This window comes from Sphingomonas cellulosilytica, assembly GCF_052321755.1.
GTDB lineage: Bacteria > Pseudomonadota > Alphaproteobacteria > Sphingomonadales > Sphingomonadaceae > Sphingomonas.
On sequence record NZ_JBQRTT010000004.1, the window covers coordinates 42,218 to 60,600 of the forward strand.

The 18,383-nt window shown below is 68.7% G+C and carries 19 protein-coding genes and 1 pseudogene; 16 read left to right on the forward strand and 4 right to left on the reverse strand.

Annotation, left to right across the window (positions count from 1 at the left end):
* Window positions 1–32: 32 nt before the first annotated feature.
* Together ACTZQ5_RS07625 and ACTZQ5_RS07630 are read left to right on the forward strand one after the other, a co-directional pair.
* Complete coding sequence (locus ACTZQ5_RS07625) at window positions 33–1,439, forward strand: hypothetical protein (protein WP_443584576.1); 1,407 nt, start codon at window positions 33–35, stop codon at window positions 1,437–1,439.
* A 56-nt stretch (window positions 1,440–1,495) separates the two neighbouring features.
* Window positions 1,496–1,846 (forward strand): DUF3140 domain-containing protein, encoded by a 351-nt coding sequence (locus ACTZQ5_RS07630; RefSeq protein WP_443584577.1) that lies wholly within the window; start codon window positions 1,496–1,498, stop codon window positions 1,844–1,846.
* Between the two features lie 150 nt (window positions 1,847–1,996).
* Here the strand turns inward: ACTZQ5_RS07630 and ACTZQ5_RS07635 are convergent, their stop codons facing one another.
* Both ACTZQ5_RS07635 and ACTZQ5_RS07640 read right to left on the reverse strand, forming a co-directional pair.
* On the reverse strand, window positions 1,997–4,354 hold the full coding sequence (locus ACTZQ5_RS07635; protein WP_443584578.1) for a putative bifunctional diguanylate cyclase/phosphodiesterase: 2,358 nt from the start codon (window positions 4,352–4,354) through the stop codon (window positions 1,997–1,999).
* Between the two features lie 203 nt (window positions 4,355–4,557).
* A complete protein-coding gene (locus ACTZQ5_RS07640; RefSeq protein WP_443584579.1) occupies window positions 4,558–6,327 on the reverse strand; it encodes a fatty acyl-AMP ligase in 1,770 nt (589 codons plus the stop codon).
* Window positions 6,328–6,428: 101 nt separating this feature from the next.
* On the opposite strand from ACTZQ5_RS07640, the gene ACTZQ5_RS07645 reads away from it, so the two are divergent.
* The 6 genes and pseudogenes from ACTZQ5_RS07645 to ACTZQ5_RS07670 form a co-directional block, all read left to right on the forward strand.
* Window positions 6,429–6,959 (forward strand): regulatory protein RecX, encoded by a 531-nt coding sequence (locus tag ACTZQ5_RS07645; RefSeq protein ID WP_443584580.1) that lies wholly within the window; start codon window positions 6,429–6,431, stop codon window positions 6,957–6,959.
* A 64-nt stretch (window positions 6,960–7,023) separates the two neighbouring features.
* Window positions 7,024–7,626 carry a cold-shock protein gene (locus ACTZQ5_RS07650; RefSeq protein ID WP_443584581.1) on the forward strand — a complete coding sequence of 201 codons (603 nt, stop codon included), beginning with the start codon at window positions 7,024–7,026 and terminating at the stop codon, window positions 7,624–7,626.
* Window positions 7,627–7,630: 4 nt separating this feature from the next.
* Window positions 7,631–8,131 (forward strand): DUF192 domain-containing protein, encoded by a 501-nt coding sequence (locus tag ACTZQ5_RS07655; RefSeq protein WP_443584582.1) that lies wholly within the window; start codon window positions 7,631–7,633, stop codon window positions 8,129–8,131.
* 74 nt (window positions 8,132–8,205) lie between these two features.
* Entirely contained in the window at window positions 8,206–8,499 is a 294-nt protein-coding gene (locus ACTZQ5_RS07660; protein ID WP_443584583.1) for a hypothetical protein, read from the forward strand.
* 108 nt (window positions 8,500–8,607) lie between these two features.
* Window positions 8,608–9,003: an NADH:ubiquinone oxidoreductase subunit NDUFA12 gene (locus tag ACTZQ5_RS07665; RefSeq protein WP_443584914.1), complete on the forward strand. Its 396-nt coding sequence runs from the start codon at window positions 8,608–8,610 to the stop codon at window positions 9,001–9,003.
* A 200-nt stretch (window positions 9,004–9,203) separates the two neighbouring features.
* A pseudogene (locus ACTZQ5_RS07670) lies at window positions 9,204–9,437 on the forward strand (DUF2155 domain-containing protein); the annotation flags it as partial.
* 35 nt (window positions 9,438–9,472) lie between these two features.
* On the opposite strand, the gene aat reads toward ACTZQ5_RS07670, so the two are convergent.
* On the reverse strand, window positions 9,473–10,204 hold the full coding sequence (aat, locus tag ACTZQ5_RS07675) for a leucyl/phenylalanyl-tRNA--protein transferase (protein ID WP_443584584.1): 732 nt from the start codon (window positions 10,202–10,204) through the stop codon (window positions 9,473–9,475).
* Window positions 10,205–10,352: 148 nt separating this feature from the next.
* Between aat and ACTZQ5_RS07680 the strand changes: the two genes are divergently transcribed.
* Entirely contained in the window at window positions 10,353–10,847 is a 495-nt protein-coding gene (locus ACTZQ5_RS07680; RefSeq protein ID WP_443584585.1) for a DUF2059 domain-containing protein, read from the forward strand.
* Window positions 10,848–10,928: 81 nt separating this feature from the next.
* Here ACTZQ5_RS07680 and ACTZQ5_RS07685 read toward each other — a convergent pair whose 3' ends face one another.
* A complete protein-coding gene (locus ACTZQ5_RS07685; RefSeq protein ID WP_443584586.1) occupies window positions 10,929–11,315 on the reverse strand; it encodes a hypothetical protein in 387 nt (128 codons plus the stop codon).
* A 161-nt stretch (window positions 11,316–11,476) separates the two neighbouring features.
* Here ACTZQ5_RS07685 and ACTZQ5_RS07690 point away from each other — a divergent pair, with 161 nt between their 5' ends.
* The 7 genes from ACTZQ5_RS07690 (at window position 11,477) to ACTZQ5_RS07720 (ending at window position 18,284) form a co-directional block, all read left to right on the forward strand.
* Window positions 11,477–12,445: a cysteine synthase A gene (locus tag ACTZQ5_RS07690; protein WP_443584587.1), complete on the forward strand. Its 969-nt coding sequence runs from the start codon at window positions 11,477–11,479 to the stop codon at window positions 12,443–12,445.
* A gap of 48 nt (window positions 12,446–12,493) precedes the next feature.
* Window positions 12,494–12,775 carry a hypothetical protein gene (locus tag ACTZQ5_RS07695; RefSeq protein ID WP_443584588.1) on the forward strand — a complete coding sequence of 94 codons (282 nt, stop codon included), beginning with the start codon at window positions 12,494–12,496 and terminating at the stop codon, window positions 12,773–12,775.
* Window positions 12,776–13,076: 301 nt separating this feature from the next.
* Window positions 13,077–13,580 carry a division/cell wall cluster transcriptional repressor MraZ gene (locus ACTZQ5_RS07700; RefSeq protein ID WP_443584589.1) on the forward strand — a complete coding sequence of 168 codons (504 nt, stop codon included), beginning with the start codon at window positions 13,077–13,079 and terminating at the stop codon, window positions 13,578–13,580.
* On the forward strand, window positions 13,573–14,511 hold the full coding sequence (rsmH, locus tag ACTZQ5_RS07705; RefSeq protein ID WP_443584590.1) for a 16S rRNA (cytosine(1402)-N(4))-methyltransferase RsmH: 939 nt from the start codon (window positions 13,573–13,575) through the stop codon (window positions 14,509–14,511). Before ACTZQ5_RS07700 ends, rsmH begins: the two co-directional genes overlap by 8 nt.
* Window positions 14,508–15,146, forward strand: a complete 639-nt coding sequence (locus ACTZQ5_RS07710) for a hypothetical protein (protein ID WP_443584591.1) — start codon at window positions 14,508–14,510, stop codon at window positions 15,144–15,146. Before rsmH ends, ACTZQ5_RS07710 begins: the two co-directional genes overlap by 4 nt.
* The gene (locus ACTZQ5_RS07715) at window positions 15,143–16,858 is read left to right on the forward strand and encodes a peptidoglycan D,D-transpeptidase FtsI family protein (RefSeq protein WP_443584592.1); all 1,716 of its coding nucleotides are present in this window, start codon (window positions 15,143–15,145) and stop codon (window positions 16,856–16,858) included. The genes ACTZQ5_RS07710 and ACTZQ5_RS07715 overlap by 4 nt, the downstream gene beginning before the upstream one ends.
* Before the next feature lie 10 nt (window positions 16,859–16,868).
* On the forward strand, window positions 16,869–18,284 hold the full coding sequence (locus ACTZQ5_RS07720; RefSeq protein WP_443584593.1) for a UDP-N-acetylmuramoyl-L-alanyl-D-glutamate--2,6-diaminopimelate ligase: 1,416 nt from the start codon (window positions 16,869–16,871) through the stop codon (window positions 18,282–18,284).
* Window positions 18,285–18,383 lie beyond the last annotated feature (99 nt).

Genomic DNA, 18,383 nt, shown 5'->3' on the forward strand with positions numbered 1-18,383 from the left:
AGCGAAGCGACTCCACATCATTCGTTACCCTCATGAGGGATGACCGCGCCGCCGCCTATGCCGGTGGCGCGGCGGCGTTGCTATTCGTGGCGTCGCTGGCGATCTTCTGGCCGGGCTATCTGCAATATGACAGCCTGGTCCAGTATCAACAGGCGCTGAGCGGGACCTACGACGACTGGCATCCGCCGATCATGGCGCATCTGTGGTCGCTGTTCGGGCCGTCGGGGCAGGGGCCGATGGCGGTGCTGCAACTTGGCGGCTACTGGCTGGGCTTCGGTGCGCTGGCGGCGGCGCTGGCGGCATCCGGCCGTGGCCGGGCGGCGGCGCTGCTGATCGGTGTCGCAGTGTGGCCGCCGCTGCTGGGCTGGCAGCCGGTGGTGCTGAAGGACACCCAGATGCTCGGCGCGCTGCTCGCCGGCTTGGGCCTGATCGGCTGGTGGCGACTGCGAGGACGCCGGGTGCCGCGGGCGGTGTGGTCGCTGGTGGCGCTGCTGTTCGGCTATGCGATGCTGGTGCGGGCGAATGCCGTCTTCGCCGTCGTGCCGTTATGCGTGATGCTGCTGCGTCGCAGGGGAGGCATGCCGTCGCTGCGACAGGCGGGTGTCGGCGCAGGTGCGACGCTGGTCGCCATCTTGGCGGTGATCGCATTGGCCTCTCCGATCAACCACGACCTGTTCGCGGCGGCACGCAGCGGCGTCGAGCGGACGCAGCCGATCTACGACCTTGCCGGCATCGCCGTGCGCAGCGGCGATCCCGCGATCGGCATCCCGGCACCGGCGATTTCGCGGCTGGCGGCGCGGACGTGCGTGCGGCCCTATTTCTGGGATCCGCTGGGCGAGCCGACGCGCTGCGAGGCGGAGGTCGCGCCGCTTCGAGAAGCGCCGCCGGGCGTGCTGTACGGACGGCTGGCGCTGGCGGCAGTGCGGCATCCGTGGAGCTACGCAGCGCATCGGCTGGCGCACCTCAACTCCACGTGGCGCTGGCTGGTGCCCTATCGCTGGCCCGGCGCCGCACCGCCGGAGGCGAATGAGCCAAACCGCCTGGGGCTGGCGGCGCCGGGCGGGGCCGCGCTTGCATGGCAGCGACTCGCCACGCTGCTGGTGGAGACGCCGCTCGGCTGGCCGGTCCTGTGGGTGGTGCTGGCGCTGGTCGCGCTGCCGCGCGCGTTGCGGGGCAGTGATCCGGCGTCGCGGCTCGCGGCAGCGCTATTGGTGTCGGCGCTGGCGCTGGAGATGAGCTTCGGCGTGCTCAGCATCGCCTCCGACCTTCGTTATCACCTGTGGCCGATGGCGGCGACGGCGATCGGCTGGATCATGCTCGGGCGGTGGCGGGTGCCGCGCGCCGGGCTTGCGGCGGTGGCGCTGGTGGTGCTCGCCGGCGGAACGGCGCGGCTGCTGTTGCCCGCCCCGCCGCAGACCTATCGCGGCATGCTCGGCTGAACGTCCGCAACCCGCCTTCCGCCTCGCGCGTTGGCGCGGGCAGACTGGAGGATGCGATGGCTGCGGCGGACGATCACGCGACGATCTACAAGGATTTCGGCGAGGCGGTGAACATGGCGCCGGCCGAACTGGAGCGCTTCCTGGACAGCGACGACAGCAAGCGCGTCGGCTGGAAGGGCGAGGACGGCAAGGGATCGGGCGAGAGCGTCGGCCACAAATCGGGTGAGCGGATCGTCACGATCCTGCGGACCAAGAAGGCGGATCTGACCGACGATGACTATGCGCACATGAAGAAGGTGGTCGGCTACGTGCACCGCCATCTGGCGCAGGGCGGCCCGGCCAAGGACAAGGCGCAAAGCGACTGGCGCTATTCGCTGATGAACTGGGGGCACGACCCGGAGAAATAGCGGCGTTCGTCGCTCCTGGACGCAAGAGCGCTGGCCCGTCCTACCCGTGACGGAGGACATGAGACTCACCCGTGCTTCGACGGGCCCAGCACGAACGGCAGGGATGCACCTCTCTCCGGTGACGGAATATCGTCCGCGCGGGCGTTCCTGTTATGCCGCTGCGCTGTCGTCCCAGCGGCGATGGGCGAGGGTGCGGGCTTCTTCCACGGGCAGCGGGCGGCCGAAATAATAGCCCTGCACCTTGGTGCAGCCCAGGTCCTGCACCAGGCGATGCTCGGCCTCCGTCTCCACCCCTTCCGCGGTGGTGGCCATGCCCAAGCTCTGAGCGAGGGCGACGACGGCGCGGATGATGGCGATGGCTTCCTTGACGCCCTTGGATGCGCCCTGAACGAAGCTGCGGTCGATCTTGATCGACGAGAAGCGCGTGCGCGACAGATAGCCGAGCGACGAGTAACCGGTGCCGAAATCGTCGAGGCTGAGGCGGACGCCGAGGTCGAGGACGCGCTCCAGCACCTTGGTCGCGCCCAGGCCCTCGTGCATGAAGACGCTTTCCGTTACCTCCAGCTCCAGCCGCTCCGCCGACAGGCCCGAATTGGCGAGCGCGGAGGTGACGACCGCAACGAAGTTCGGGTTCTGCAGCTGGTCGGGCGACACGTTCACCGCGACGCGGACGTTGGAGGGCCAGCTTGCCGCCTCCGCGCATGCGGTGCGCACCACCCATTCGCCGATCGGCTGGATGAGCCGCGCTTCCTCCGCCAGCGGGATGAACTTGACCGGCGAGACGTTGCCGAACTGCGGGCTCTGCCAGCGCAGCAGCGCCTCGAACCCGGTGAGGTTGCCGGTGCCGGCGTCGACCACCGGCTGGTAGTGAAGGTGCATCTCGCCCTTTTCGAGCGCCTGGCGCAGCGCCATTTCGAGGACGCGGCGCTCCTCGGCCTGGACGTGCAGTTCGGGTTCGTAGGCATGATAGACGCCGCGGCCGGCATCCTTGGCACGATAGAGCGCCAGGTCGGCGGAGCGGATCAGCATCTCGGCCGTGCGGCCATCGCGCGGACCGACGGCGAGGCCGACGGAAGCGCCGATATAGAGCGTGTGCGCATCCACCTCATACGGGCGCGACAGCGTTTCGATGATGCGCCGGGCGAGTGCCTCCAGGGTGGCGGTGTTGCTCCCGTCGCGGACGACGACGGCGAATTCGTCACCGCCCAGGCGGCCGCACATCGTGTTGTCGCTCATCAACTGGCTCAGGCGTTCGGAGACGCGGCCGAGCAGGCGGTCACCGATCGGGTGACCGAGCGTGTCGTTCACCGCCTTGAAGCGATCGAGGTCGATCATCATGAAGGCGCAGCGTCCGCCCCATTTGTCGGCATCCGCCATCGCGCGGACCAGCGTTTCGTTGACCATCAGCCGGTTGGGCAGGCCGGTCAGCGTGTCGAAGCGCGCCATGCGGTTGATCTTGTCGGCGCTGGCGCGTTGTTCGGTGACGTCGGAACCGACACCGCGGAATCCGCAGAATGCACCCGATTCGTCGAAACGCGGGCTGGCGGCGAGTTCCCACCAGCGCTCTTCGCCGGCGACGATCAGCGGCAGGCGCAGGTCGCGGAAGCTTTCGCGCGTCTTGAGCTTGTCGGCGAGCGTGCGCAGCCCGGCGGAGAAATTCCCCGTCTCCCACGCCGGCCCGGCGAGTACCTGGAGGAAGGGCATGCCCTCGATCGCGACGGGATCGAGGCCGCAGGCATAGGCGAAGCGCGGCGAGGCCTTGATGACGCGCCGTGCCGAATCGGTTTCCCACAGCCAGTCGGCACTGCTGTCCTCGAACTCGCGCAGCAGCAGGCTGACCGTCTCGTCGCGTTCGCCGAGCGCCATCTGCGCGGCGCGGATCACCACGAGCGTCCGGGCGCGGTTGACGGCGATGCCGATCAGCATGGCGGTAAAGGCCGCCGTCGCACCGGCAGCGGCGAAGCTGTACAGGATCAGCAGCTTGACCGTGACCGCCAGGCCGAGCCCGCCGACAAAGGCCAGCGTCGCCAGCGCCAGCGGCGCCATCGCGACCGCGCCCGCGGTCATCACCACCGACAGGATCATCCACAGGACATAGGCGGCGAGCGACCCCGAAGGCGGGTTGAAGACCAGACAGGGTATCGCCCAGGCGACCGCGAGGGCGACGCCCTCCACCACCGTGGCGCGGACATCGGCCTGTGTCGCATATCCGTCCTGCCGGTGGCGGGTGCCGAGCCGGCGGACGGCGATCCCGACCGACACGATCGTCGTCAGCGCCGCCCAGCCGCCGAGGAGCAGCGGGGCGATGTCGGGCGCGAACAGCGACACGGTCATGCCGGCACCGATCAGGTTGGCGGCGAGCAGCAGCAGCGCGAGCTGGCGGCCCGCATCGAGCTGCGTCGAGCGGATCCGCGCCCATTGCGCCGCATCCGCGCCGTCGCGCAAGCCGAGCAGTTGCAGGAAGCTGATCGCGTGCGGATCGGTGGCGGGGGGCGGTTCTTGGCTCACCCGGCGGATTGTAGGGGCGCGAGGTTGACGGATGGTTAGGGCCGCACCGGATTTGGCCGTCTGGCGGCCGGGGCATGATGATGCGCGCCTATCGTCAGGCGTAAGCGTGTCGGATGGACAGATCGGGCACGAACGGGCCGGATGCCCGGCCCCGCCGTCATCCCGACTTGCGCCGGGATGACGGCCGAGGGAGCGCGGTCAGTTCAGGCGGCGATCGCGTAGGGTTTGATGTCGCCGCTGAGATACAGGTTGCGCGCCTTGGCACGCGACAGCTTGCCCGAGCTGGTGCGCGGCAGGGTGCGCGGCGGGATCAGTTCGATCACGCAGTTCATGCCGGTGACCGAGCGGACGCGCTCGCGGATCTCCTCGCGCAGGCGCAGGCGCTCGGCATCGTCGCTGCTGCGGCACTGGACGAGGACGGCGGGCGTCTCCTCGCCGCCCGGCGTGGTGATCGCGAAGGCGGCGATATCGCCCGATTTGAAGCCGGGCAGCTGCTCCACCGCCCATTCGATGTCCTGCGGCCAATGGTTCTTGCCGTTGACGATGATCATGTCCTTGGCGCGGCCGACGATGTAGATGTAGCCGTCGGACATATAGGCCATGTCACCGGTGTCGAGCCAGCCGTCGACCATGCAGGCGCCGGTCGCCGCATCGTCGCGGAAGTAGCCGACCATCACGCTCGGCCCCTTGCACCACAATTTGCCGATCGCGCCGTCGGGCAGCGGCGTGCCGTCCTCCTCGCGGATCTCGACGGTCATGTCGCGGACCGGCTTGCCGCAATTGACGATGGCGCGGAACCGCTGCGGGCGGGGGCCGTCGTTGGCGGCGAGGGAATCGCCGCCACCCGACAGCTGCGTCTCCTCGACCAGCTCGACGCGAATGCCTTCGCCCGGCGGCATCAGCGAGACGGCGAGCGTCGCTTCGGCAAGGCCGTAGGAGGGGAGGAAGGCACTGGCCTTGAACCCGGCGTCGGCGAAGGCATCGACGAACGCCTGCATCACGTCGGGACGGATCATGTCGGCGCCGTTGCCGGCGACCCGCCAGCGCGACAGGTCGAACCGCTCGGCAGCCTTGGTCTGCGACGACATGCGGCGCGCGCAGATGTCGTAGCCGAAGGTCGGCGAATAGGAGAGGGCGGTGCCATCGTGGCGCGAGATCATGTCCAGCCAGGCCAGCGGACGCCGCGCGAAATCCTCGGTCTTCAGGTAATCGGTCGATACCTGATTGGCGATCGGCGACAGGAAGCAGCCGACGAGGCCCATGTCGTGGTACCAGGGCAGCCAGCTGATGCAGCGGTCGGTGCCGTCGATCTGCATGCCGTGGCTGTGCGCGGCGAGGTTGTTCAGCAGCGCATGATGGGTGATCGCGACGCCGTGCGGGAAGCGCGTCGAGCCGCTGGAATATTGCAGATAGGCGATGTCCTGCCCATCCGCCTGCGGCAGCGCAGCGTCAGGCGCTGCGCGAGCGGCGAATTCCGACCAGTCGATCCCCTCGGTGCCGGCAAGCCGCGCCGCCTCCGCCGCCATCGCGGCGAGCTCCGGCGGGAAGATCAGCATTTTGGGGTCGCAGCTGGCAAGCTGGACGCGCAGCTGCTCGATGTACGAATCACGGCCACCGAAGCTGGTCGGCAGCGGCAGCGGCACCGGCCAGGCGCCGGCATAGACCGTGCCGAAGAACAGGGCGGCAAATTCCGGCCCCGTCTCGGCAACCAGAGCGATGCGGTCCTCCGGCTGCACGCCCGCCGCGATCAGGCGGCGCGCCATCGCGATCGCATCGGTCCGCAATTCGGCGAAGGGATAGGGCCGCACCAGGGTGCCGCGAGCGTCGTGGAAGTTCAGGCCGCGCGTGCCGCTGGCGGCATAATCCAGCGCCTCGCCCAGCGTCGCGAAATCGGCGAAGCGGCGCGGCAGCGCGTCGAGGGTCGGCGTGGAGGCCAATCGGGGCGTCGGCGAAGGCGCGGACTGATCGGTCATTCGGAAAATTCCTGTTCGTTGCCGCCGTCACGCGGCCGTCGTCATTCTGCGGTATAAACGCGGGATCAACGTTCTCAATCCGCTGCCACTGTGGCAACAACATGGCCATGAGGCAGGAACGTCGCCCCCCGCCGCCGCTCGACGCGGCCGCGCTCGAACGGCTGGCCCTGCGCTATGTCGAGCGGTTCGCGACGACGCGCGGCAAACTGGCCGATTACCTGACCCGCAAGATCCGCGAGCGGGGATGGGAAGGGGAGCCGGCCGACCCGCAGGCGCTCGCCGGCCGCATGGCGGAACTGGGCTATGTCGACGACCGGCTCTATGCCGAGAGCAAGGCGGCGGCGCTGACCCGGCGCGGGCTCGGCGCGCGCCGGGTTGGCGCGGCGCTGCGCCAGGCCCGCGTCGACGAGGCGGATGCGGAGGCGCTGGCGCCCGCCATCGCGGCCCAGGCATGGGAAGCGGCACTCACCTTCGCGCGGCGGCGGCGGATCGGACCCTTCGGTGCGGCGGTCGACGATCGCGCCGTTCGCGACCGTCAACTCGCCGCGATGCTGCGCGCGGGGCATGATTTCGCCCTCGCCCGCAGGATTGTCGCAGCACGGGACACCGAAGAACTCGGAGAATCAGGGTAAACCGGCCATTCGCAATTGCAGCAGCGACGAACCGTGCTAGCGTGGCGGCAACAGGGGTGCAGTGATGCGTAGCGAGCCGCAACGAGAGGGCGACGATCGCGACGACGGGGTGATGCCCGGCGATCGCGGCGACATGGCCACCGACAGCGTCCGGGATACAGGGCCGATCGCGGTCGCCGGCGTCATCAAATGGTTCGACGTGACGCGGGGCTTCGGCTTCGCGGTGGCGGACGACGATGGGATCGGCGACGTGCTGATCCATTTCTCCGTGCTCCAGCCGCACGGCCGGCGCAGCCTGCCCGAAGGCGCGCGGGTGGAGACGCTCGCGATCCAGCGCGGCCGCGGCTACCAGGCGCGCGAGGTGGTGGCGATCGACCTCAGCCAGGCGGTGGAGGAGCCGCCGCGCCCGCCCCGCAACGTCGACCGGGTCGATCCCGTCGCGCTGATCGACGCCGCGGGCGATTTCGAACCGGTGCAGGTCAAATGGTTCAACCGGCTGAAAGGCTATGGTTTCCTGGTCCGCGACAGCGATGGCGGCGACGTGTTCGTCCACATGGAGACCTTGCGCCGGGCGGGCCTCGCCGCCATCGAGCCCGACCAGCGGCTGCGCGCCCGCATCGTCGCGGGCCGCAAGGGGCCGCTGGCCGTGAGCGTCGAAGAGGATTGAGGGCATGATCGGAACCAAGGCGGTCGTGGCGATCGTCGCGGCGCTGGGGTTGGGCGCTACGGGAGTTGCCGTAGGCACCGGCATGTTCTCGCATGACAGGCCCGTCGATGAAACGGCGAAGGCGACGCTGCCGGTGACGATCACCAGCGCGAACGGCACCCACGCCTTCCGCGTCGAGCGCGCGGTGACGCCAGCCGAGCAGGAGCGGGGCCTGATGTACCGCACCGACCTCAAGCCCGATGGCGGCATGTCGTTCTACCCCTATCCCGCCACCGGCGGCGGCCCGCGCGAGGCGAGCTTCTGGATGAAGAACACGCCGACGCCGCTCGACATCCTCTTCATCCGCGCCGACGGTACGATCGCGACGATCGCGGAAAACACCGTTCCCTTCTCGCAGACGCCCGTGCCCTCGCGCGAGCCGGTGGCCGCGGTGCTGGAACTGGTCGGCGGGCGTACCGCCGAGCTGGGGATCGCCGAGGGCGACAAGGTAAGCTGGGCGAAATAGCGGGGGGCGACCGCCGCAGAATGGCATCAATGCCCCATGGCGGAGCTTGATCCGGACTGGTCAGGGAGGGCAGCATGAAACGTGATCGCCGTCTGTTGATAGCGATGCTTTTCTTTGCGATCTCGCTTGTCGCCGGATTGGTTCAGGTCGCGATCGTTAATCTCTACATTTATGCGGCAGTGATGGGTCAAGCGCATTGGGACTGCTTCATCGATTTCTTCGGTCTAGAACCCATTACCAAGCCAGGCACGATGTGCTTTGACTATTGTGCGCCGCCGTTGCCACTGCTCGCCGGAGGCGTCGCAGGCGCCGCTTTCTTTGCCGGCTGGATCATGGTGGCAGTGGCGTGGTGGCGGCCGCGTCGCTAGTCGCAAAGCCTGCGGTATCCAAGGTGGAACGGCCACAGCGGTGCTGGCCCGCAACATGCGATCCACGGGTTGAAGGCCGTCGCCGACGCGGGTAAGCGCTGGGGCATCATGGGCATCAACCTCAATCCCTTCACCTGGTGGAACGGCGCATCGTGGGGCACGATGTTCTACGGTCTGCGCGGCATGACGCAGGTCGGCATCGATTCGCTCGGCAACGCCTATTACGAGGGGCGTCGCGACGACAGCGGCCGTGCCCGGCGCTGGGTGATCTATGAAGGTGCGAACGACGCCAGCCGCGTGCCGCCCGAATGGTTCAGCTGGCTGCACCATCATATCGACGAAGTGCCCGATCGCGCGCTGCCGCCGGTGCGTGAGTGGCAGAAGCCGGCGATGCCCAACATGACCGGCACGCCGCTCGCCTATCGCCCGTCGGGCTCGCTGGAGAAGGGCGGCAAGCGCGCCGCCGCCACCGGCGATTACGAAGCCTGGACGCCCGAAGGGTGAGCCGCCGCTGGCTGGCGGCCGGCGTCCTGCTGGTGGCGCTGGCGCTGGCCGCCGTGTTCGGGTTTCGCGCGCTGCATCGCCCGGACGAGCGCGGGCCGGTGATCGCGGCGCAGGAACTGGCGCCGGACAGCCGGCCTGCCGCCGAGGGCATCGAGACGATCGCCGCCAGCGACGTGGCGCTGCCGACCGGCGGCACACCGATGGCGCAGCGCGTCGCGGTCGTCGGCCTGCTCAACAAGCGCAACGGCGTCAGCCGCGACGTGACGCTGAAGCCGGGGCAGGCGGTGCGGATCGGCGATGCCATCATCCGCCTGCGCGCGTGCGAACATACCGCGCCTTGGGAACAGGATCAGCTGACCGGCGCCTTCGTCCAGCTCGACGTGCGCGGCAGCGATCGTCACTGGCGCCGCGCCTTTTCGGGCTGGCTGTTCAAGGAGCGCCCCGCGCTCAATGTCGTCCAGCATCCGGTCTATGACGTGTGGACCAAGAGCTGCACGATGTCCTGGCCCGCGACGGGCCCGGACACGGTGTCGGCCGGCGGCGGGGGCGCAAGCCGATCGAGCGCAAGGAAGTCCCCCGCGGCCGACGACGCCGAGCCTGCCGCCGAGGCGGACGATGCGGTGGTGCCGTCGAGCGCGCCGGCCAGCAACGCGCAGTAATCCGCCCGCGACACCTCCACCGCGCCCAGCGAGGCGAGGTGCGGCGTCTGGAACTGGCAGTCGAGCAAGCTGAATCCGCCGACCTTGAGCCGCGCGACCAGCCAGGCGAGCGCGACCTTGGACGCATCCGTCCGGCGGCTGACCATCGATTCGCCGAAGAAAGCCCGCCCCAGCGCCAGGCCGTACAGGCCGCCGACCAGTTCCTCGCCCTCCCAGCATTCGATCGAATGGGCGAAGCCGAGCCGGTGCAGCGCCACGAAGGCCTGCTCGATGCCGCCGTTGATCCACGTCTCGGGCCGGTCGTCGGCGCTTTCCGCGCACAGCGCGATCATCCGCTCGAACGCGGTATCCGCGGTGACGCGGAACCGGTCGCGCGCGATCGTCCTGGCCAGCGATCGCGACAGGTGGAATCCATCGAGCGGCAGGATCGCCCGCCGGCGCGGCTCGACCCAATAGACGCTGCCCGCATCGCGATGGTCCGCCATCGGAAACACCCCCACCGCATAGGCGCCGAGCACGGTCTTCGGGTCGAGCATGTCCATCACGGCACAGGTGGCGGGCGGGACGGCAGATGGCAAGGCGAAGAGCAGGGGTATTACTCAATTGCAGATGTTGCAGTTCGAATTAAAAGTTGTCCCATGACCCTACCCTGGCTCGGTTTAGCAGCGCTGATGAGGATCGCTTTTGCTAATGAGCACCGCTTTCACTGATGAGCATGATAAGCGAATGAGCGCAGATCAGATTTACCCCGCTGCAGGAATCGAGAAACCGGCAAGCGCGAACAAGCGTTCTCTTATCAAGCGGTTTCTTCGAGCCATCGGCCTGCAAGAGAAGCTTGATAGCGGAAGCTTCCTAGATCGCTACGCCATGCCGGGGGGCGTGCTGTGGCGGACAGAGTCGAAAAATCAGGTAAATGAGAATTTTGTTGGCGGAGTGCGCGGGCGGTTGTCGGCACTTAGGAGTGCTTACGACAAGCACCGCGCTTTTTATCAACAAGCCTATGAGGATCACGTAAATTGGGAGTTCACAGAGCAAGAACTCGCCACGATAGTCGCTTTCCTGGAGAGCCCATCGGGTAGGCATTACCTTGACGGCCGGTGGCGTATGGAGGCCTATACCGGTACCAATACCGAGGATGTCGAGGAAGCTATCGTGACTGAGGCGCAAGCTAGTTTGGCGAAATAGGGGACGTGTTCTTCCCTTCACGCACGAAAAGGGGCCGGCGGATCGCTCCGCCGGCCTCCTATAGCGCAAGGGTGCGCGCGCTTACGACTTGCAGGTCTGCGACGGCTTGCCCGGCTGCGTGACCGTGATGTTGGCCGCGTTGCCGGTCAGCTTCCAGCCGCCCTCGGCGGTCAGCGGGTCGCCGGCCTTTTCGGCGGTCAGGCGGTTGATCGTGCCGGTCGGGCTGGTCTTGACGAAGGCCAGCTTGTCGCCCTCGAACAGCGTCACGTACAGCAGGCTGTTGTCCTTGCAGCGGAAGGTCTTGTCGGCCTTGATCGCGGGCGGCAGCTCGACGGGCGCGCGATTGGCGAGTTCCGTCGCCATCGGATCGGGATTGCTGTCGACCACCTCGGGCGAAGCGGGCTTGGAGTTGCAGGCGGCCAGCGCGAGCAGCGCGGCGGTGGCGGAGAGGAGGAGGGGGCTCTTCATAGCGGCTCGACGCTTTGCGCATGCGACCTCGCAAATCAAGGTAAATGGCCGATCTATGTGAAACCGTGCCATAAAATGGGATGAACTGCTGCCTGTCAGGCTTCATCGCGGCCAAGCCGCATTGGCTTGCCGCCCGCGCGGGGAGGGGCCATCTAGCGGGCATGCACACGACGCCTGACACACTCGCCCTGATCGGCAACACGCCGCTCGTCCGCCTCAAGGGGCCGAGCGAGGCGACCGGCTGCGATATCTTCGGCAAATGCGAATTCGCCAATCCCGGCGCGAGCGTGAAGGACCGCGCCGCGCTCGGCATCGTCGAGGATGCCGAGGCGCGCGGGCTGCTGCACCCCGGCGGCACCATCGTGGAAGGCACGGCGGGCAATACCGGCATCGGCCTCGCCCTCGTCGCCAACGCCAAGGGCTATCGGACGATCATCGTCATGCCCGAGACGCAGAGCCGCGAGAAGATGGACACGCTGCGCGCACTCGGTGCCGAGCTGGTCCTGGTGCCTGCCGCACCCTACGCCAGCCCCTGCCATTTCGTGCACACCAGCCGCCGCATCGCCGAGGAGCGCGACAATACGCTCTGGGCGAACCAGTTCGACAACGTCGCCAACCGCCGCGCGCATATCGTCGGCACCGCCGAGGAGATCTGGCAGCAGATGGACGGGCGGATCGACGGCTTCACCTGCGCCGCCGGCACCGGCGGTACGATCGCCGGCGTCGGCCTGGGGCTGAAGGCGAAGGACGAGGGCATCTGCATCGCGTTGAGCGATCCGCACGGCGCCGCCCTGTACGAATATTACCAGAACGGCGAATTGCGCAGCGAAGGCACGTCGGTGGCGGAGGGCATCGGCCAGGGGCGGATCACCGCCAACCTGGAAGGTGCGCCGATCGACACGCAGTTCCGCATTTCGGATCAGGAGGGCTATCGCTGGGTCCGCCGGCTGCTCGATGAAGAGGGGCTGTGCCTGGGCCTGTCGTCGGGCATCAACGTCGCCGGCGCGGTCCGGCTCGCCGAGCATCTGGGGCCGGGCAAACGCATCGCGACGATCCTGTGCGACACGGGCTTCCGCTATCTGTCGACGCTGTACGATCCCGATTGGCGCGCGGCCAAGGGGCTCGGTTGAGCCTTTGTTCGACAAACGCGTGACGAAGCGTTACAGAGGCGCGGCAAGATGAGAGCCGTGCGAGACCCTCACCAGACGATGCAGCGGATCAAGGTCGGCCTCATCGGTCTTGTCGCCGTGGTGCTGCTGATCGTCGTCGCCAGCGCCATTCTCGGCTCGGCGACGCGCGAGCGGCCGATCGCCGCCGCCGGCTCGGCGCAGCCCGACGTCGTCGCCAACATCGCCATGACCAACACCGGCGCTGTGGCAGCCGCTGCCGATTCGTCGGGCGAGCCGCTCGCCGAACTGGGCGTCGCCCCCTCGACCAGCAACAGCCAGGCCGCCCGATGAGCGTTTGCCGGGGAAATCCGGGGACGGGCTGGTCCGGGGCCACGGACCGCCGCGATTCCGCGGGCTTGAGCAGCATCGTCCGGCTGCCGAAATGGGGCGAACCCCCGCCCGGTTGACCGCAGATCGGGTGCGATTCCCCGGCCATCCCCAAAAATCCCGTTGCCTCCCCGACATGCTGTTGATACCAATCAGCTAACAACGGGGCAGGCATCACCGTTTTGCGTTCGCGCAAGGGGTCGAAGGGCAGCGACAGGCTGCTTTTCGAAACGGTGGGCCGTGCACGTCAGGGTGCGAGACGGACGTGTCGGAAAGGGGCGATTATCAGGGAAGCGGCCTCGCTCTTGTCGACGACAAGGGACGTGTCGCCATCCCCAATGCGCTCCGCAGCACGCTCGCCGAGAACGCGCCCCGCGCCGACGGCAAGGACGGCGGCACCGTCATCATCGCCGCGCACGAGGATCAGCCCTGCCTTATCGCCTATGATCCCGCCTATGTCGCCGAACTGAAGCGCGAATTGAACGAGCGCGTCGCCCTGTCGCGTGGCGCCGACGGCAAGATCGACCATAATATCAAGCGCGGCGGCGCGAACGGCGAAGCGGTGCCGTTCGATGGCTCGGGCCGCTTCATCATGCCCGGTTTTCCGCGCTTCTACGCCAATATTGGCGGCCATGCCTTCTTCTGGGGCACGCTGGATTACATCGAGATCTGGGATCCCAGGACGTTGCTCTCCACCCCGGGCATCGCGCCGCAGATGGTGGCCGCCTGCCGCTATTACTGCCAGGACAAGGGGATCGCGCTTGACTGACGCGCCCCACATCCCGGTCCTGCTCGACGAAGTGATCGCCGCGCTCGCCCCCGCGCCCGGCGAGACGATCGTCGACGCGACCTTCGGCGCCGGCGGCTACACGCGGGCGATCCTCGCCACCGGCGCGCGGGTCGTCGCCTTCGATCGCGATCCCGATGCGATTCGGGAGGGGCAAGCCGCCGACCTGCCCGGCCTGACGCTGGTGCACAGCGACTTCTCCGCGCTGGAGGCAGCGCTCGATGCGCCGGTCGACGGCCTGACGATGGATATCGGCGTGTCCTCGATGCAGCTCGATCAGGCGGAGCGCGGCTTCTCCTTCCAGGCGGATGGCCCGCTCGACATGCGGATGGCGCAGGAGGGGATGAGCGCTGCCGACTTCGTCAACACCGCCGACGAAGCGGCGATCGCCGATGTCCTCTATCATTATGGCGACGAGCCCAAGTCGCGCCGCGTCGCCCGCGCGATCGTCGCGGCGCGGCCGCTGACCCGCACCGGCGAACTCGCCGCCGTCGTGCGCAAGGCGCTCGGCCACCGGCCGCATGACAAGAAGGATCCGGCGACGCGCACGTTTCAGGCGATCCGCATCCATGTGAACCGGGAACTCGGCGAACTCGCCGACGGTCTCGCCGCCGCGGAGCGCGCGTTGAAGCCAGGCGGGCGCCTCGCCATCGTGACCTTCCACAGCCTGGAGGATCGCATGGTGAAGCGGTTCCTGCGCGAACGCTCGGGCAACATGCCGGGCGGCTCGCGCCACCTGCCGCAGGCGAGTGCCGGCGCGGCACCCAGTTTCGAGCACGTCGGCCGCGGTCTGCGCGCCGGCGAGGCCGAGGTGGCGCGCAACCCGCGCGCGCGCTCGGCGACATTACGGACCGCACGGCGCACGGCAGCGCCCGCGTGGGGCAACAGCGATTTGGCGGAGGTGAGGTCATGACGGCGGCGTATCGGTTGAAGGGGATCGGGTGGTTCGGTGGCTGCGTCGCCATCGTGCTCGGTTTCTACCTGGTGTCGCTGCAGGTCGCCGCCGAGCGCAAGAAGCTGGAAGGCATGGATCGCAAGATCGACGCGGCGCAGCGCGACATCCGCGCGCTGGAGACCGAGTTCGAGACGCGCGCCAACCTCGCCCAGCTCGAAAAGTGGAATGGCGAGACGCTGGCGCTGGCCGCGCCGACCGCCGGCCAGTTCGTGACCGACGAGGGGGCGCTTGCCAGCCTAGACGTCAATCGCGTCAACGTCGTCGAACCCGGCACCAAGGTCGCCGCGCTGGTCGTGCCGTCGCTGGCGACGATGCCCGCCGCCGCGACGCCCGCCACGCCCGCGCCCGTCGCCATCCCTGCGGTGGTGCAGGTCGCCGCGGCGCTGCCCGACGCCAAGCGCGCCGTCATCCGCGCCGCCGCGATCGAGAAGAGCGCGCCGATGCTCGCCAAGCTGAACGAGGCGGCGCGTGCCAAGGTGGCGGTCGCCAAGGTACGGCCACAGGCGGTGGCGATGCTCGACAAGAAGCTGCTGTCCGATTCGACGCTGGGTGACATCCTGAGCAGCGCGCGTGCGGAGGCCCGCAAGCGTTGACCGTCATCGTCGCCCGCCCCAGCCAAGCGCAGCGGCGCACCGCCACGCAGCGTCATGCGCTGGTGGCGACGTCGCATATGCGCCTGATGATGCTGCTGATGCTGTTCGCCGCCGCGGTGGTGCTGGTCATCGGGCGGCTGGCGATGCTCGGCGTCCTGTCGGGCGGCGAGGCTGAGGCGCGCGTCGCGGCACTGGCGGCGCGGGGCGATATCGTCGATCGCAACGGCGCGCCGCTCGCCCGCACGATCGATGCCTGGACGATCGCCGTCCATCCCAGGAAGATCATCGGCGACAAGATGGAGATCGCCAGCCGGCTCGCGGCGCTGATGCCCGACCGCGGCGACCAGGCCTGGTTCTATCGCCAGCTGAGCCGCGACGTCAGCTTCGTCTACCTGCAGCGCCGCGCCAGCCCCGCGCTGGTCGAGCAGGTCAATGCGATCGGCGAGCCGGCGCTGGTCTTCGCGCGCGAAACGCAGCGGCTCTATCCGCAATCGACGATGGCGGCGCACGCCCTCGGCTTCCTCTCCACCGACGGCCATGGCATGAGCGGCATGGAGCGGGTGCTCGACGAGCGCCTGCTCGACCCGACCAAGGCCGGGCAGCCCGTCGCCCTGTCGATCGATGCCCGCGTGCAGGCGGCGCTGGAAAGCGAACTCGGCCGGGCGATGGGCACCTTCTCGGCGCGCGGGGCGGGCGGCATCGTGCTCGACGTGGCCACCGGCGAGGTGGTGGCGATGGTGTCGCTGCCGACGTTCAACCCCAATCGCGTCGGCATGGCGGGCAGCGAGGAACTGCGCAACCTGACCACCCAGAGCGTGTTCGAACTCGGTTCGACCTTCAAGCCGATCACCGTCGCCACCGCGATCGACACCGGCACGGTGTCGCTCAACCGCAAATTCGACGCGACGCACCCATTGAAGGTCGGCGGCTTCACCATCCACGACGAACGCGGCGATCCGCAGCGCTGGCTGTCGATGCCCGAGACGCTGATCTATTCCTCCAACATCGCGACGGCCCGCATCGCCGACGAGGTGGGTCCGGAAAAGATGCAGACGATGTTCCGCAAGCTGGGCTTCGAGACCAAGCCGGATATCGAGTTGCGTGAGAAGGGTCGCCCGCTGTGGCCGCATTACTGGGCGCGCACGACCACCATGACCACCGCTTATGGCCATGGCATCGCGGTGACGCCGCTGCACCTCGCGTCCGCTTACGCTGCGCTGGTCAACGGCGGCATCTGGCGGCCGGCGACACTGCTGAAGGTGGAGCCCGGCCATGCGCCCGTCGGCCGCCGCGTCATCAGCGAGCAGACCAGCGCGCGGATGCGGCAGATGCTGCGGCTGATCGTGCTGCGCGGCACCGGGCGCAAGGGCGATGCACCGGGCTATCGCGTCGGCGGCAAGACGGGTACGGCGGAGGCGGCGGTCGCCGGCGGCTATGACCATTCGCGCAACGTCGCGACCTTCGCCGCGGCTTTTCCGATGGATGCGCCGCGCTATGTCGTGCTGGCCATGCTCGATTCGCCGCTGGGTACCAAGGAGACGTTCGGTTGGAAGACTGCCGCCTGGAATGCCGCCCCCGTCGTCGGTCGCACGATTGCGCGCGTCGGCGCGATGCTGGGCGTGGTGCCGGACGACCGCCGCGATATCGACGTCAACGACCTGATGCCGCTGATCTGGCAGGAGCAGACCGCCAAGGCGGCAGGCGACAATTGAGCACGCGGCGATGAGGCTGGGTACGCTGACCGGCGGCGACGAACAGGCGATCGTCACCGGCTTCGCGATCGATCACCGCAAGGTCGCGCCGGGAACCGTCTTCGGCGCCTTCCAGGGCGCGCGGGTGAATGGCGAGGATTATATCGCTGATGCGATCCGCTCGGGCGCGGTCGCGGTGGTGACGCGCCCCGGCGTCGTGGTGGAGGGTGCCGTCGCGATTTCCGATGACAATCCGCGCGAGCGCTTCGCCCGCGCCGCCGCCGCCTTCTTCGCGCCATTCCCTCCGGTCGCGGTGGCGGTCACCGGCACCAACGGCAAGACCTCCACCGTCGAGATGACGCGCCAGCTGTGGCGGATGGCCGGCGAGCATGCCGCCTCGATCGGGACCTTGGGCGTCACCACCGCCGACGACCGCGTGACGACCGGGCTCACCACGCCCGACGTGGTGACCTTCCTCTCCAACGTCGCCGGCCTCGCCCGCGAAGGCGTGACGCACGTCGCGTTCGAGGCGTCGAGCCACGGCCTGGTGCAATATCGCACGGAGGGGCTGGAGGTGGCGGCGGCGGCCTTCACCAATCTCAGCCGCGATCACCTCGACTATCACGGCGACATGGGCGCCTATCTCACGGCGAAGCTGCGGCTGTTCTCCGAGGTGCTGAGCCCTGCCGGTACCGCCGTCGTCTGGGCCGACGATGTCGAATCGGCGCGGGTGATCGATCTTGCCAAGGCGCGCGGCAACCGGCTGGTGACGGTCGGCGAGCGCGGCGCGACCCTGCGGCTGGTGGGGCGCGACCCGACGTTGCTCGGTCAGGGACTCGTCATCGCGGCGGACGGCACGACGCACCGCGTCACACTGCCGCTGATCGGCGGCTATCAGGCGGCCAATGCGCTGGTCGCGGCCGGACTGGTGATCGCCACCGGCGGCGATGTGGCGACGACGATCGCCAACCTCGCGCGCCTGCAACCGGTGCGTGGACGGCTGGAACGCGCGGCCATCGCGCGTAGCGGTGCGCCGGTGTACGTCGATTACGCCCATACGCCGGACGCGCTGGAGGCGGCGATCGCCGCGTTGAAGCCGCACGCCGGTGGCCGGCTGATCGTAGTGTTCGGTGCCGGCGGCGACCGCGACGCGGGCAAGCGCGAGACGATGGGGCAGGTCGCGCAGATGCAGGCGGACATCGCCATCGTCACCGACGACAACCCCCGCACCGAAGACCCCGCCGCGATCCGCGCCGCGATCCTGAAGGGCGCGCCCAACGCGCGCGAGATCGGCGACCGGCGCGCGGCGATCGCAGCGGCGATCACGGAGGCGGGTGCGCAGGATATCGTGCTGATCGCCGGCAAGGGGCATGAACAGGGGCAGATCGTCGGCGACCTGGAGCTGCCGTTCGACGACGTGACCGTGGCACGGGAGTGCGCGGCGTGAGGGGCGATGGACTCCTCCCCGGAACGGGGAGGTGGCACGCCGCAGGCGTGACGGAGGGGCAGCCAAGCAAGGCCGTCGCCTGCGGCTGCCCCTCCACCA